This window comes from Collinsella sp. MSK.8.10 (assembly GCF_019041915.1).
In the GTDB taxonomy this organism is placed as follows: domain Bacteria; phylum Actinomycetota; class Coriobacteriia; order Coriobacteriales; family Coriobacteriaceae; genus Collinsella.
Genome location: NZ_JAHPYF010000001.1, coordinates 210,301 through 223,390, shown reverse-complemented (window position 1 = coordinate 223,390; position 13,090 = coordinate 210,301). Strand labels below are relative to the sequence as shown.

Below are 13,090 nucleotides of genomic sequence, written 5' to 3'. Positions count from 1 at the left end.
GCGACGCATATGTTTAAATACGGCAAAAAAGCTGGCTACATGGGTATTGCGCTGCTCGTACTTGCGGTGATTCCGCTGGTGGTCGCAGCGTGCGTTATCCCCAACATTGGTCCCGAGGTGGCAACGAAGTTTAACGCCGCCGGCGAGGTGACGCGCTGGGGCAAGAGCTACGAGTTGCTGGCGCTGCCGGTGCTCAACCTGCTGCTGAGCGTGGCGACATACTTTACGGCGGGACGTCAAGCTAAAAACAATGATGACTCCGCCGCCATGGCGCGCATCGTGTGCGAACGCTACCTGCGCAACGGTTGCATCACGGGTGTGTTCCTCAACGTGATCAACGTTTACTTTATGTACTCGGCGATTACCGGAACGGGCTTTGGCTTTGGTTTCTAGCTTGTCCTTTTAGGCAACGAGCCTGCAAGCATATTCGATGGCTGCTGCGAGGCCGCCGCTCGATCGTGGTTTAAAGACCATGTCGGCGGCGGCCTCGTTTTCGTATCCGGCGCCGCGAAGGGCGAGTGCGGTACCGGCTTCCAGGAGAAGGGGCAGACCGCGTTGGCTGGTTGCGATTACGGCAGCCTGATTGAGCGAGCAGCTGTGCGCTTGGCATTGGATGGCAAGTTCACCTTGCGCCGGGCAAGGGACCAGAACGGCGGCGACGCGACTTGATAGCAATGCAAATGCTGTGCGCTCATCGGGCGAAAGGCATTCAGCTTCAACGACGACGAGCTTGGGCGGTGCGCTGTTTGTGCGAAGCGTAGTTCGGTGCATGCGGACCGAAGAACCCGACATAGAAAACTCCTGTGTATTCGGCAAAACGTAAACTATAGTTTACGTTTTTGTTCAGCTCCATTTCAAACTCGGCTGCATGGACGAACGTGCGAAACAGATTCTTGGCAAGCGAGTCGAGCAGACGCGCAAGGACCTTGGTATCTCCAAGGTTGATTTTTGTGTGGCGACAGGAATCAGCCGACCCTACCTCGACCGAATCGAAGATGGGACGGCAAATTTCACGCTCAAGGTTCTATTTAAGATCGCGCCCGCACTCGGCATGACGGTGTCAGAGCTTCTCGAGGATATCGAATAGGGGATACCCGTCGACAACTGAATTACGCCATCGGGATGCGGTCGTGGTTGACTTGACTGTAGAACAGGCGCTGAATCTCGGCCGCATCACGTGATTGGCCGAGCGCCCACATGGTTTTGGCCACGAGCGTCTCGGTGGTCATGTCGTCGCCGCGCAAAATGCCCGGATGATCGGCGTAGGCACGGCCGACCTCATAAACACCCAGGTCAAGGCCCTCTTCGGGGACCTGTGTGGTCATAACGACGGTGCGGCCCGAATCGACCCAGCGGAAAATTGCCTCCTGGAACGACTCGCCGGACTCACCAAACTCGGGGATACCGCCAATGCCAAAGGTCTCCAGAATCACGGCGTCGTAGCTATCGGCAAGGGCGTCCAGGATGCCCGGGTTTACGCCAGGCGTAAGCTTGAGTACAAATACGCGCGGGTCGATGCTGTCGTAGAAACGCACCGGGTTTTCGCCTTGATGCGTGCCGTGAAGCCCGTTGCGTACGATGCGGTCATTGCGGATATAGGCGATGGGCGGATAGTTGACGCTAATGAACGCGTTAAAGCTCATGGTGCGCTGCTTGCGGGCGCGCGTGCCGGCAATGGCTACGCCGCCAAAGACAATCGAGACGTCGTGCGAATGCTCGTCGAGCGCATAGAGCAGGCTCTGGTACAGGTTGAGCTTGGCGTCGGTAAAGGGATTGCCCATGGGCTTTTGCGAGCCGGTGAGTACGATGGGCTTGGGGCTGTCCTGAATCAGATAGGAAAGCGCTGCCGCGGTGTAGCTCATGGTGTCGGTGCCGTGCAGAATCACGAAGCCGTCGTGGTCGGCATAACCCTCGACGATGACGTCGCGGATACGCATCCAGTCGCTCGGACGCATATTGGTGCTGTCGATGTTCATGGGCTGCACGACGTCGAGCTCGCAGAGGCCCGAGATCTCGGGGACGCTCTGGGCGAGCTCCTCACCGGTCAGGGCGGGGGAGAGGCCGTTGCCGTCCTCGGTCGATGCGATGGTGCCGCCCGTGGCGATGAGAAGGATGCGCTTCATGCTGGTATTCCTATCGTATTTGCCGCCCCAGAGGCGGAGTCGTTCGGCAGTATTGTGGCACAGGGCGTCGAATGTTCAAACGTATTACATCATCTGTAACGTTTGGTAATACTTCAATTGCCGTCAAATAGGGGCCCTGGTCGTGCGTTTGCCGTGCGCTGATGGCTGCGAGGGACGAGAAACCCCATATAACGTGTACACTATGGAAGTTATTTTCGTTCATTCACGCGGGTGGGCACCGGCTCCCCGCCAACAAGAGGGGGAAACCATGGATCAAAAGGCTTCCGCAAAGGTCCTCGTACTCGACTTTGGTGCGCAGTACGGTCAGCTCATTGCCCGTCGCGTCCGCGACCTCAACGTGTATTCCGAGATCGTTCCCTGCGACATCTCGGCCGATGAGATTCGCGAGATGAACGCCTCTGCGCTCATCCTTTCCGGCGGCCCGGCCTCCGTGTACGCCGAGGACGCTCCGTCCATCGATCCCGCCATCTTTGACCTTGGCCTTCCCGTCCTGGGCTTTTGCTACGGCCATCAGATCACGGCCGTGACGCTCGGCGGCAAGGTCGGCCACTCCGAGGTGGGCGAGTACGGCCGCGCCACCATCACGCGCACGGCTGGCGCCAAGCTCTTTAACTCCACGCCTATGGAGCAGACCGTGTGGATGAGCCACCGCGACGCCGTGTCCGAGGTGCCCGAGGGCTTTACCATTACCGCCAGCACCGACGTGTGCCCGGTTGCCGCCATGGAGTGCGTCGAGCGCAAAATCTTCACCACGCAGTTCCACCCCGAGGTCAAGCACTCCGAGTACGGTCAGCAGCTGCTGAGCAACTTCCTGTTTGAGATCTGCGGCCTGGAGCCCAACTGGAGCATGGACAACCTGGTCGAGACCATGACGGCCGAGTTTCGCGAGAAGGTCGGCGACGACCGCGTGATTCTGGCCCTGTCCGGTGGCGTCGACTCCTCCGTCGTGGCTGCGCTGGGCGCCCGCGCCGTGGGCAAGCAGATGACCTGCGTGTTCATCAACCACGGTCTGCTGCGCAAGGGCGAGCCCGAGCAGGTGGAGGAGGTCTTCACCAAACAGTTTGACGTCGACTTTATCCACGTCCACGCCGAGGACCGTTATGCCGAGCTTCTGGCCGGCGTGACCGAGCCCGAGGAGAAGCGCCGCATCATCGGCACGCAGTTCTGGAAAGAGTTCTTCGCGGTTGCTCAGCAGCTCGAGACCGATGGCAAGCCGGTCAAGTACCTGGCTCAGGGCACCATCTATCCCGACATCATCGAGTCCGGCGCTCGCAAGACGGGCGGCAAGACGGCCACCATCAAGAGCCACCACAACCTGATCCCGTTCCCCGAGGGCGTGCACTTCGACCTCATCGAGCCGCTCGATCACTTCTTTAAGGACGAGGTCCGCGCGCTTGGCCTAGCGCTGGGCCTGCCGGGTCATATTGTGTTCCGCCAGCCCTTCCCGGGACCGGGTCTGGCCATCCGCATCATCGGTGCGGTCGACAAGGAGAAGCTCGAGATCCTCAAGAACGCCGACGCTATCGTGCGCGAGGAGCTCGACGCCTACAACCAGCGCCTGTTTGAGCAGACCGGCGAGCGCAACTCCGAGCACAGCTGCTGGCAGTATTTCGCGGTCCTGCCCGACATCAAGTCCGTCGGCGTTATGGGCGACGAGCGCACCTACCAGCGCCCGATCATCCTGCGTGCCGTCGAGTCCAGTGATGCCATGACCGCCGACTGGGCCAAGCTGCCCTACGACGTACTGGCCCGCATCTCCGGCCGTATCGTTGCCGAGGTCCCCGGCGCCAACCGCGTGTGCTACGACATCACGTCCAAGCCGCCCGCGACCATCGAGTGGGAGTAGTCTGACAGGGTTCTGACCTGTATTTTTGAGTGCCGCACTGTGCTGCTGAGTTTCGTTTTGTACGAGAGTCACGGCAAAGCCGCCAGCGACATTGGTGAGTAAATCCGATTATCGAGCCTCTGTTCCCGCGTCGGAACGGAGGCTTTTTCTTTGGCTATTTACTCCCTTTCACCTGCAATTTCGCGATTTACTCCCCGTGTTTCGAGACGGCAAGGCACGGGGCGGTATTCGGAGGAATGGGAGTAAGGATTTATCCCGAGTGAGTAGACGCGCGATTTTTGTCCCCGAGAACGAAAAGGGGCCGTTTTAGGTCCTTTGAAACTCAAATCGAACTCAATAGGCCTTTTGACGGTCTCTGTGCGGCGTTTTCCCAGGTCGTTAATGGGGAGTAAAGAATCTCACCGTCTCAAGGAAAGCGGGAGTAATCAGGGGAAATGCCGCGGGGTACCGCCGTGTGCCGCCATGTAAGCCACCGCGTCATTTACTCCCCAGGTGCGCCGAAAATGCCTTTGCATGCAATGGGGAGTAAAAACTCAACATACGCAGGCGTGAGCGGCGCTCACCGCCTAGCTTGGCGTCCTGATTCGGTTGCGCTGGTTGCGAAATGCGGGGAGCCGCTACAGCGAGGCTTTCCAGTCCTCGTATTCGTCGGCGTCGATCTCGCCGTTCTCGAGCTGCGCGCGCTTCTCTGCCCACAGCTCGATCGCCGTCGCGGCTTTGGGCGCGTGCGGAGCCTTGGGGTTCAGGGAGAGGCCCGTGCCGTCGGCGGAGGGAACGATGCCGAACGAGTCCTCGAGCCGCACGAGCAGCGACATGAGGTCGCCCGCGGTCTCGACGCCATAGTCCTTGAGGGCGTTGACGGACACGCCGAGCGCCGCGGAGATGGACTCGAGCAGCTCGGGCTTGACGGCGCGGACGCCGCTCTCGTAGTGGCGCACGGCCCCCTCGGTCAGGCCGACGGCCTCGGCGAGTTGAGCCTGCGTCATGCCGCGCGACTTGCGGTACCGCCTTATGTTTTTGCCTACGGACATGCGCCCTCCTCCTGGAATTACGTATCAGCACATCTTATCAGCGTACGTAAATGTACGCAATTCTATTGACAGTACAGATACGTACGTTTACTCTGAATCTGTAAACCGTACGTATTCGTACGCCATTGATTGGAGGAGCCATGGACGAGAAGGTGGCGAAGACGCCGAGGCCGCACATGCTGGACGCCGACGAGGTCGCGGAGCTGCTGAGGATCAAGAAAGGCAGCGCCTACGAGGTGATCAGGAAGATAAACGCCGAGCAGGAGGCGCGCGGGCGCGTGGTTATCCGCGGACGCGTCCGGAGCGACGTCTTCGACGCCCTGTACTTCCCGGAGGTGGACTGACATGCCCGTGTACAAGGATGGCAACAACGGCACGTTCTACGTGCAGTGCTACTACCGCGACGCCCGCGGCTCGAAGCGCCACAAGACGAAGCGCGGCTTCTCCTCCGAGGTGGAGGCCGCAGTGTGGGAGAGCCAGTTCAAGAGCCTTAACGGCGGGGCCATGGACATGACGTTCTCCGAGTTCGTCGAGGTGTACGCCTCCGAGGTGAAGCCGCGCGTACGCGAGCACACGTGGATCACCAAGGAGTACATCATCAACGACAAGCTCGTGCCGTTCTTCGGAGACATGCGCATGTGCGACGTGAGGCCGATCGACCTCATCAGGTGGCAAAACGAGCTCACCGAGCACCGGGACGCCGACGGGAAGCCCTGGGCGCCGACGTACCTGCGCACGGTGAACAACCAACTGAACGCCATCTTCAACCACGCCGAGCGCTACTACGGCCTCACCGACAACCCGGTGCGCAGGGTCGACAAGATAGGCTCGAAGAAGGGCGGCGAGATGCAGTTCTGGACCAAGGACGAGTACCTGAGGTTCAGCGAGGCGGTCATGGACAAGCCGCTGTCGTTCCACGCCTTCGAGCTGCTGTACTGGACGGGCATACGCTGCGGCGAGCTCCTGGCGCTCACGCCGTCCGACTTCATGCTGGATAGCTCGCGGCTGCGCATCAACAAGTCGTACCAGAGCCTCCACGGCGTGGACACCGTGACCGACCCCAAGACGCCCAAGTCCGTGCGCACGATCGTCATGCCCGCCTTCCTTCGCGACGAGATGGCGGACTTCATCGAGATGCGCGACGACGTCGCCCCCGACGAGCGCCTGTTCGCCGTGACCAAGCACTTCCTGGCCCACGAGATGGAGCGCGGGTGCAAGGCGTCGGGCGTGAAGCGCATCCGCATACACGACATACGCCACAGCCACGTGAGCCTGCTGATCGAGATGGGCTTCTCCGCGCTGGCCATCGCCGAGCGCATGGGCCACGAGGCGGTGGACATCACCTACCGCTACGCGCACCTGTTCCCCACGAAGCAGGACGAGATGGCCGCCGCGCTCGATGGAGCGAGGGGGTAAGCAAGATGCCGTGCGAGAACAGCGCCCGCAAGCGCAGCAAGACGATGGCGTTTCGCTGCACGCCCGAGGAGCACAAGCTCATATGCGAGATGGCAGCCTGGAGCGGCATGAGCAGGCAGGACTACATCATCGCCAAGCTCACCGATACCCAGGTCGAGGTGAGGCCCTCTGTAAGCGTGCAGAAGGCGTTGAAGGACTCGATGGCGGAGTTGTCCAAGGAAGTACGGCTGGCGGCCTCCTACGGCGAGCTGAGCGAGTCCCTGCAGCAGAGGATCGAGCTCGTGATGAGGTTCTTCCTGGCGCTCGGCGAGGGGGTTGAGGCACCAGTGACGGAAGCGCCACCGCAAACCTCGCATTTGGAAGAGCCGACAACATCCGTCATGGATGCGGGCTCCGACACCGCAAGCATCTTCGAGATGGGGCGCATGTAAGGTTTAACGCCAGACCTCCAACGCCTTGTCCGCAAGCCATTCGGCGCGATCGGCGATATCGCCCTCGTCCCAAGACTCCTTCTCCAGGGCGCCGGCCATGGTCGCAAGGCCGGCGGCGCAGAGGGCAAGACCGTCCTTGTATCCCTTTCCCTGCTTCTTGGTGGGCCAATCGGCATCGCGGATGGAGGCGTTGAGCGAATGCGTGATGATGGCGAGGTTGCCGAGCGTGAGGAGCTTCCTGTCCCTTCGCGTGGCAGCCTCATCGTCGAGGGCTCCCCATTTGTTGCGCCACTTCTTGGGCATCATGTGTTCGAGGGTGTACTGGTTGAACCCGAGCAGGGCCGTGCTGCTCATGCCTGGGCGAATGGCGCTTTCCAGCAGATAGAGAACGCCCTTGGACTGAAGGTTGTACAGACACGATTCCTCGAACGCCCTTCGAACCTCGTCATCGCCGGGCATGTACGTCGTCGCCTCTTCGTTTGCTTCAAGAGCCTTCCTCAGCGTCTCCGCGTCCTTCACCTCGTTCAGGATCAGCGAGGTGAACAGCCTGTTGTAGTTCTTCGTGGTCGCCTGAACCAGCGTTCGGCGGACGATGTAGCTCTCAAGCAGGGCGAAGACCTCGGATTCCTCGCCCGAAGACTCCGCGTTCTTGCGAACGTAGAGCACGTACGGGATGAGCGTCGAGTTCTTGAGGCCGAATATCAGCACGTTCAGGCGCTCGACGCCGGGAGCGGAGGGGATGTCCGCGTCGCAGTAGCCGGGGTCGAACGTGGACTCGAACACCTCGGCATACGCCTTCATGCTGTCGAGGATCTCGTCCTTGTCTCCGTTGCAGTACCTGCCGATGAAGTCCTTGTAGGACTGGAAGAGGTTGGACGTGCGCGAATAGAAGAGCTTGTCCTCGGTCGTGACGCCGCGCTTCTTGTCCTGAACCAGGATCTGGAGGAACGCGTCGAAGAACAGGTCGACGAGCGTGCGCTTGATGCGCCCGGTAACGACCTCCTGCTCCCAATACTCCCTCTTCTCCGCCGTGGGTTCGAAGACGTCCTCCCAGCACTCCTTGAACGCCTGCTCGTTCTCGCGGTTGAAGAAGTAGTTCTTGAGGAGCTCCGCCGTCGTCAGGCGCACCCCGAGCGAGTTGATGGTGTCGAATATCTGCTGCTCGTCCTCGCCCTCGGTGAGATCGATGCAGACGAACTGGACGTTCGACTTGATCGTGTTCCTGTCGACCTTCTCTGGGTCGATGTTCTTGAGGAAATAGTTGTAGGCAAGGACGATGGACGAGGAGCCCTCGACAGGCTCGCAGCCCGTGGCGCTGACGACCTTCTCGAAATCCTGCCGGTCGTACTTGCCATGTCTCAAGGCGACTTCGCCGGTCTCCAGGACGAAATCTCGCTCGAACAGCCTATCGGCGTCGATTCTCGCGCAGAGTGCCTTGAAGAAGATGACCATGGTCGTGAGGCGCTGCTGGCCGTCGATGACTGTGCGAACCTCGGACACCTCGGACCAAGTGTTGCCGGAGGAGGCTTGCTTCAGGATGATCGAGCCCAGGAAATAAGGTCGCTTCGAAGCCGTGACGAACTCCATGTCGCCGAGGAAGCGCTCCCATTGCTCTTCTCCCCAGACGTACGCCCTTTGGTAGAAAGGTATTTCGAGCAGGCGCGATCCGTTGAACACGCCGCTTATCGTAGATTTTCCTGCATCCATCCTTAAAGCCCTATCTTTCCTTCGCAGTTGTTACTTATGAGCCAATATCGTCAGTGCGCCGTTCGGCCTCTTAGTATTCCAGGCTCTTGGCATCTTCTCCCAGCAGGCGCTCGAAGACGATACGCAGGTCCTCGTCATCGAGGTAGCCGCCCTCAAGGCAGCCGCGGTCGATGGCGTCGAGCATCGTCTGCTCCTTCTCCTTCAAGCGGTCGTAGATCACGGCGTCGAGGGATAGCTCCCTGCCGTCGCGCATGAACTTCTCGCGCATGAAGTAGTAGCGCGTCTTCTGGTCGTCGGGCAGGCCCAGACGGTGTATGCGGTCCTTTGACTGCAGCAGGTGCACCAAGTTGTAGCTGTACTCGAAATACACCGCGTCGTGGCAGACGCTGTGCAGAGAGACCGACTCGGCAAGCGTCTGCGGGTTGGTCACGAGCACCCTGAAGCGCCCCGCGCGGAAGTCGTCTAGAATCTCGCGTCTCTCTTCCTGTGGCGTGGCGCCGTAGATCGCCTCTGCCGGAATCCCCATGGCGGCGAGGTCGCGGCGGAGGTTGCTGATGCTGCGTACGAAGATGCACCATACTATGACGGGGCGGCCTTCGGCGACGATGCGCTCCACGAGCCGCTCGCACGCCACGAGCTTCGAGCTCGGGCGGCTTCGCTCGATGGCCTCGTAGAACGTCTGCGAGAAGTCGACGTAGTCGATATCCGAGTAGTCATCGCCGACCTGGTCGAGCACGTACTCGAGGTCGCCTGGGTCCACTGCAGAGCAGAGCATCTCGGGGTCGCTCTCGAGCTGCAGGGTGCGTATGATCCTCGCGAGCGCGTTGGGGCAAGACGCGTACAGGACTCGCAGCAATGTGTCCTCATCGGGCGTCGCCTCGACCTCCACGATCTCGTCGGGCTCCGGGCGCGGCACGCCGAGCTCGTCCTTGTTCGTTCGGCAGAAGAAGGGCGCCAGGCTGTCGTTGAGGCTTGCCTGGAGGTCCGCATCGGGCGCGCGGAGCTCGCCCGGCTCGTAGCCGAAGAACGTGTCGTAGTCCTCGGGGTACAGGATGTGCAGCAGGTTGTAGATGTCCTGGTAGGTGTTCGGGATGGGCGTTCCCGTAAGGGCGATCACGAACTTCGCGCCGTCGGCCGCCTCGAGCGCGGCTTCCGCGCGCCTGCCGCCGATGGCCTTCACCCGGTGCACCTCGTCGAAGACGAGCAGGGTCTGGTCGGGGATGATGGCATGCAGCTCCCGCACGTAGCCCGAGAGCGACTCGTAGTTGAACGTGAACAGGTTGCACGCGCCGCTGTCGAGCGACAGCGCGTTGCGCCTGCGCTCGGTCGACATCGCCGCTATGGCGGGGTCTCCCAGCGAGAAGCAGCTCAAAGGCAGCTTATCCCCGAAGGTGGCGACCCACTCCTTCTCCCACGACTCGAAGCCGTTCTTGGGGCAAACCACCACGATGCGGCGCGCGAGCCCCAAATGGCGAAGGTAGGCGAACACGCCGAGCACCGTCGCGGTCTTGCCGGCGCCGGGCACCGAGAAGTCGGCCGCGCGCCCAACCGTCGCCATGAAGAAGGCGTCGAGCATCTGCCGGTCGCGCAGGGGACGCACCATCGAGGCGTTCACTACGTCGCGGAACTCCCGGAAGCGCGGCCCCAGCTGGGGGTCGTCGGCGATGCCCTCGGCGGTCTGCGCCTTGATGGCCAACCCCACCTCGGAGCGCTCGCGGATGTAGGTCTCGCCGGCGTTCACGAAGGCGCCGAAGCTCGGGTCAACCGCGACCTCGACGCCGTGGCCGTCGGCCTCCATGATCGCCTCGAGCATGTCCTGGCACTCGCGAAGGCCCATGCCGCCGTCGAGTAGGATGCGGTCGCGATCGGTGCCGTCGACGGCGCTCGCCGGGTAGTACAGCCAGGCGCGCCATGCGGTCGAGGCCATGAACGAGGCGATGTCTTGCCCCTCGATGCGCAGGTACATGCCGGGGCGCGCCTCGTCGTAGCAGACGACGGCCCTAGGCGCGCTCATCGATCTCACCGATCAGCTCTTCCACCTTGTCGGCGACGGCAACGAGGTTGCGGCGCACCTTCTCGAGCTCGTCGGGTCCCAGCACGTCGAGCATCTCGGGAAGGATCTTCTCGAGCTCGGAGAGGCAGTCGGCGGATTTCTTGGCGGGCGTGTCCATGAGCTTGACGCGGCGCACGGTCTCTCTTGCGCGGTCGCCTGCGCGCTTGAAGCCGTCGACGAGGTTGCCGTCCGAGCGCAGCTCGCTCACCTTCTCGCGCGTGAGGGCGTCGGGACCCATCTTCTCGAGGAGCTCGGACATGGCCTGCAGCTCGGCGGCCTTGAAGTCGGCCTCCGCATCCGTGCCTGCCACGCTGCCGAAGTCTCTCACGTATCGGGTGATGTCGCCCTCGGGCTGCACCACCATGTTGGCGAACATGAGTCGTTTGACAAGCTGTTTGTCGCGCCTGTTGTCGTACTTCTTCAGCACGCGGCTGAACTCGCCCAAGGGGCCATCGACCTTGAGGGCGCGGGCGAGGTGGTACTGCTCGGGGGCCTGGCAGAATTCGAGGAACTCCTCCATGTACTGGGCGCGGTCGACGAGTTTTTTCACCTCCGCCTCGGTCATGCCCGTCGCGTTGCCGTACTCCGCAGGGGTTATGAGGTGGTTCTTAACCACGTCGCGGTATACGCCGACGAGGCGGTCGACGGGATCGTACGCCACCTTCTCCTCTTCGCCGATTTGGATGGCGAGCTCGAGCAGCTTGATGCGCTTGGGGTCGCTGCCTGTGGCGTCGTCGAGGATGGCGGCCTCGAACCAGCCCGCCTCGTTGTTCGCCCGCGCGAGGCGGCGGACGCAGGTCAGGCGTCGGTTGCCGTCGATGACGCGTCCGTCGTTGAGCACGATGCCCGGCCTAAGCTGGCCGCGAAGGGCGATGCTCTTCTCGGTCTTCCTGAGCGCGCCGGGGTTGCTCTCGACGATGAAGTCCTCGATGACGCCGTTGTACTCGTCGCGGCCAAGGGCGAGCAGATCCGCGCCCTGCGCGGAGTTGTACTCGCTTACCCAAGTGGCGATGCGGTCGTTCTGGTCGTTGTAGAACAGCAGATCGCACTTGATGCGGTAGATGTCGAAGTCGCGCGTCACGTTGTCGATGGAGTGCTTCTCCTTGCGACCCGTCGGCAGGACGTTGCCAGTCGCGATCCCTTCCTCAAGCAAGCTCATTTCGTGCCTCCTTCTTCCATGCCTCCATGGATGAGTAATATGCGTCCCCGATGTCGTCGTAGTAGACGTCGGAGTTGTAAATGGTCGTCGTCAGAAGCGGTGCCGGGCACGTGATGCCCAGATCGTTCGCGAGCAGTCTCGGCAGGTCATCGCGCTCGATTCCCTCATGGTGGGCGACGATCCACTCGATGAGGTCGGCTGCGGAAAGCCGCCCCTCGCCTCCGGCGACGAACACCTTGGTTCCGGCGAGCGTGCAGCTGCGCAGGAGCCCTCCCGCGTCGAGCAGTCCCTCGTAGAAGTCGTCGGGCATGTCCAGCCCGTACAGCGGATGCGGAGTGGCGCCGCCCGCGCGCAGGCTCGCCACGGTGAAGGGCTCGCCTTCGGGCGCATCCACGCTCACCGCGGGCGCGTACGACTCGATGTCCGCCATGCGCGCGCCTAGCACGTCGTGCAGCCGCGAGAACGAGATGTAGCTGTCGCCCTCGTAGAGAAGTAAGCGGTGGTCCGAAAGCGCCTGGCGCAGCACCTGGCGGAAGGCGGGGTGCTGCCACACGGCGTTCTCGAAGCCGGCGTCGCCCTTCGCGAAAGACGGATGCTCGGCCAGCAGCCGCGTGAAGTGGTCGTTCGGGGTGCTCCCTTCTCGGAAGAGCAAGCCGCGGTCCTCGTAGTAGCCCGCATCCTCGATGCCGCGGTCGAGCGCTTCGGGCGGATCGTCGGGAAACTCGAAGGCGAAGCGCCGACGCACGAGGCCTTCGTCGCAGATGCGGCCGGCAAGCTCCCGGGCAAGGAAGCCCTCGAGGGTGGGTGCCTCGCGCTCGGTGTCGTGCGCTACGGGCACATCCGCACGGGAGGCCGGGGCGCCCGTCGGGCATTCAGCGACCTCGACGCCAAGCCACTCCGAGAAGCTCACGTCCGCGGGCTCGGCGAACAGGTCGAGCCATATCGCGGCGATGCCTGCGCTGAAGCCGTATTCGCGCTCGTAGGCTTTCGCGGCGACGTTTCTGGGCTCGTCCGCATGGCGCTCGGCGAAGGCGCGCACCTGACGGCGGCGGTCGACCTTGCCGAACCCGACAGAGAGGTGGTCGCCCAGGGTGACGCCCTCGTCTGCGTTCCAGAAGACCTGCTTCAGCTCATCGTAGAGAGCGATGGGCGTGGTGATCCCCACGCGCCTTAGCTCATTGCGCGAGACGCGAAAGACCAGGCGGGCGCAAAGTTCGGTATCCTCACGCCGTGCCGCACTCACCGCCGCTCGCGCAGCCTCTGCACGCCCATCCTGTTTGCTGTCGACTACTTCCGCCACGCG

The 13,090-nt window shown here is 62.2% G+C and carries 13 protein-coding genes; 6 read left to right on the top strand and 7 right to left on the bottom strand.

What is annotated here, in order from left to right; all coding sequences use genetic code 11:
• Nucleotides 1–9 precede the first annotated feature (9 nt).
• On the top strand, nucleotides 10–393 hold the full coding sequence (locus KTF55_RS00935; protein WP_089572786.1) for a DUF1648 domain-containing protein: 384 nt from the start codon (nucleotides 10–12) through the stop codon (nucleotides 391–393).
• Between the two features lie 9 nt (nucleotides 394–402).
• On the opposite strand, the gene KTF55_RS00930 is transcribed toward KTF55_RS00935, so the two are convergent.
• The gene (locus KTF55_RS00930) at nucleotides 403–792 is read right to left on the bottom strand and encodes a hypothetical protein (RefSeq protein WP_217107593.1); all 390 of its coding nucleotides are present in this window, start codon (nucleotides 790–792) and stop codon (nucleotides 403–405) included.
• Between the two features lie 76 nt (nucleotides 793–868).
• Between KTF55_RS00930 and KTF55_RS00925 the strand changes: the two genes are divergently transcribed.
• Nucleotides 869–1,087: a helix-turn-helix domain-containing protein gene (locus KTF55_RS00925; protein ID WP_217107594.1), complete on the top strand. Its 219-nt coding sequence runs from the start codon at nucleotides 869–871 to the stop codon at nucleotides 1,085–1,087.
• A 22-nt stretch (nucleotides 1,088–1,109) separates the two neighbouring features.
• Here KTF55_RS00925 and KTF55_RS00920 read toward each other — a convergent pair whose 3' ends face one another.
• Complete coding sequence (locus KTF55_RS00920; protein WP_055309953.1) at nucleotides 1,110–2,123, bottom strand: asparaginase; 1,014 nt, start codon at nucleotides 2,121–2,123, stop codon at nucleotides 1,110–1,112.
• A gap of 268 nt (nucleotides 2,124–2,391) precedes the next feature.
• On the opposite strand from KTF55_RS00920, the gene guaA reads away from it, so the two are divergent.
• Nucleotides 2,392–3,990: a glutamine-hydrolyzing GMP synthase gene (gene guaA / locus KTF55_RS00915; RefSeq protein WP_161155746.1), complete on the top strand. Its 1,599-nt coding sequence runs from the start codon at nucleotides 2,392–2,394 to the stop codon at nucleotides 3,988–3,990.
• A 617-nt stretch (nucleotides 3,991–4,607) separates the two neighbouring features.
• Here guaA and KTF55_RS00910 read toward each other — a convergent pair.
• A complete protein-coding gene (locus tag KTF55_RS00910; RefSeq protein WP_099432716.1) occupies nucleotides 4,608–5,021 on the bottom strand; it encodes a helix-turn-helix domain-containing protein in 414 nt (137 codons plus the stop codon).
• A 140-nt stretch (nucleotides 5,022–5,161) separates the two neighbouring features.
• Between KTF55_RS00910 and KTF55_RS00905 the strand changes: the two genes are divergently transcribed.
• From KTF55_RS00905 to KTF55_RS00895, 3 genes are read left to right on the top strand one after another with little or no spacing between them, the layout of a single operon-like run.
• Entirely contained in the window at nucleotides 5,162–5,365 is a 204-nt protein-coding gene (locus KTF55_RS00905) for a hypothetical protein (protein WP_006681531.1), read from the top strand.
• 1 nt (nucleotide 5,366) lies between these two features.
• Nucleotides 5,367–6,437 (top strand): site-specific integrase, encoded by a 1,071-nt coding sequence (locus KTF55_RS00900; protein ID WP_101677768.1) that lies wholly within the window; start codon nucleotides 5,367–5,369, stop codon nucleotides 6,435–6,437.
• Between the two features lie 5 nt (nucleotides 6,438–6,442).
• Entirely contained in the window at nucleotides 6,443–6,868 is a 426-nt protein-coding gene (locus tag KTF55_RS00895) for a hypothetical protein (RefSeq protein ID WP_099432718.1), read from the top strand.
• A 3-nt stretch (nucleotides 6,869–6,871) separates the two neighbouring features.
• Here the strand turns inward: KTF55_RS00895 and KTF55_RS00890 are convergent, their stop codons facing one another.
• The 4 genes from KTF55_RS00890 to KTF55_RS00875 all read right to left on the bottom strand — a co-directional run bounded on the left by KTF55_RS00890 (nucleotide 6,872) and on the right by KTF55_RS00875 (nucleotide 13,087).
• Nucleotides 6,872–8,575 carry a DUF262 domain-containing protein gene (locus KTF55_RS00890; RefSeq protein ID WP_101677769.1) on the bottom strand — a complete coding sequence of 568 codons (1,704 nt, stop codon included), beginning with the start codon at nucleotides 8,573–8,575 and terminating at the stop codon, nucleotides 6,872–6,874.
• Nucleotides 8,576–8,645: 70 nt separating this feature from the next.
• A complete protein-coding gene (locus tag KTF55_RS00885; RefSeq protein WP_217107595.1) occupies nucleotides 8,646–10,589 on the bottom strand; it encodes a DEAD/DEAH box helicase in 1,944 nt (647 codons plus the stop codon).
• Nucleotides 10,576–11,787, bottom strand: a complete 1,212-nt coding sequence (locus KTF55_RS00880; RefSeq protein WP_079535895.1) for a hypothetical protein — start codon at nucleotides 11,785–11,787, stop codon at nucleotides 10,576–10,578. Before KTF55_RS00880 ends, KTF55_RS00885 begins: the two co-directional genes overlap by 14 nt.
• Entirely contained in the window at nucleotides 11,774–13,087 is a 1,314-nt protein-coding gene (locus KTF55_RS00875; RefSeq protein WP_161155750.1) for a hypothetical protein, read from the bottom strand. Before KTF55_RS00875 ends, KTF55_RS00880 begins: the two co-directional genes overlap by 14 nt.
• Between the last annotated feature and the right edge of the window lie 3 nt (nucleotides 13,088–13,090).

Excerpts from the sequence above, each read along its gene's own strand:
- KTF55_RS00935 (WP_089572786.1), top strand. The coding sequence starts at position 10 with ATGTTTAAATACGGCAAAAAAGCTGGCTACATGGGTATTGCGCTGCTC.
- KTF55_RS00930 (WP_217107593.1), bottom strand. The coding sequence starts at position 792 with ATGTCGGGTTCTTCGGTCCGCATGCACCGAACTACGCTTCGCACAAAC.
- KTF55_RS00925 (WP_217107594.1), top strand. The coding sequence starts at position 869 with ATGGACGAACGTGCGAAACAGATTCTTGGCAAGCGAGTCGAGCAGACG.
- KTF55_RS00920 (WP_055309953.1), bottom strand. The coding sequence starts at position 2,123 with ATGAAGCGCATCCTTCTCATCGCCACGGGCGGCACCATCGCATCGACC.
- guaA (WP_161155746.1), top strand. The coding sequence starts at position 2,392 with ATGGATCAAAAGGCTTCCGCAAAGGTCCTCGTACTCGACTTTGGTGCG.
- KTF55_RS00910 (WP_099432716.1), bottom strand. The coding sequence starts at position 5,021 with ATGTCCGTAGGCAAAAACATAAGGCGGTACCGCAAGTCGCGCGGCATG.
- KTF55_RS00905 (WP_006681531.1), top strand. The coding sequence starts at position 5,162 with ATGGACGAGAAGGTGGCGAAGACGCCGAGGCCGCACATGCTGGACGCC.
- KTF55_RS00900 (WP_101677768.1), top strand. The coding sequence starts at position 5,367 with ATGCCCGTGTACAAGGATGGCAACAACGGCACGTTCTACGTGCAGTGC.
- KTF55_RS00895 (WP_099432718.1), top strand. The coding sequence starts at position 6,443 with ATGCCGTGCGAGAACAGCGCCCGCAAGCGCAGCAAGACGATGGCGTTT.
- KTF55_RS00890 (WP_101677769.1), bottom strand. The coding sequence starts at position 8,575 with ATGGATGCAGGAAAATCTACGATAAGCGGCGTGTTCAACGGATCGCGC.
- KTF55_RS00885 (WP_217107595.1), bottom strand. The coding sequence starts at position 10,589 with ATGAGCGCGCCTAGGGCCGTCGTCTGCTACGACGAGGCGCGCCCCGGC.
- KTF55_RS00880 (WP_079535895.1), bottom strand. The coding sequence starts at position 11,787 with ATGAGCTTGCTTGAGGAAGGGATCGCGACTGGCAACGTCCTGCCGACG.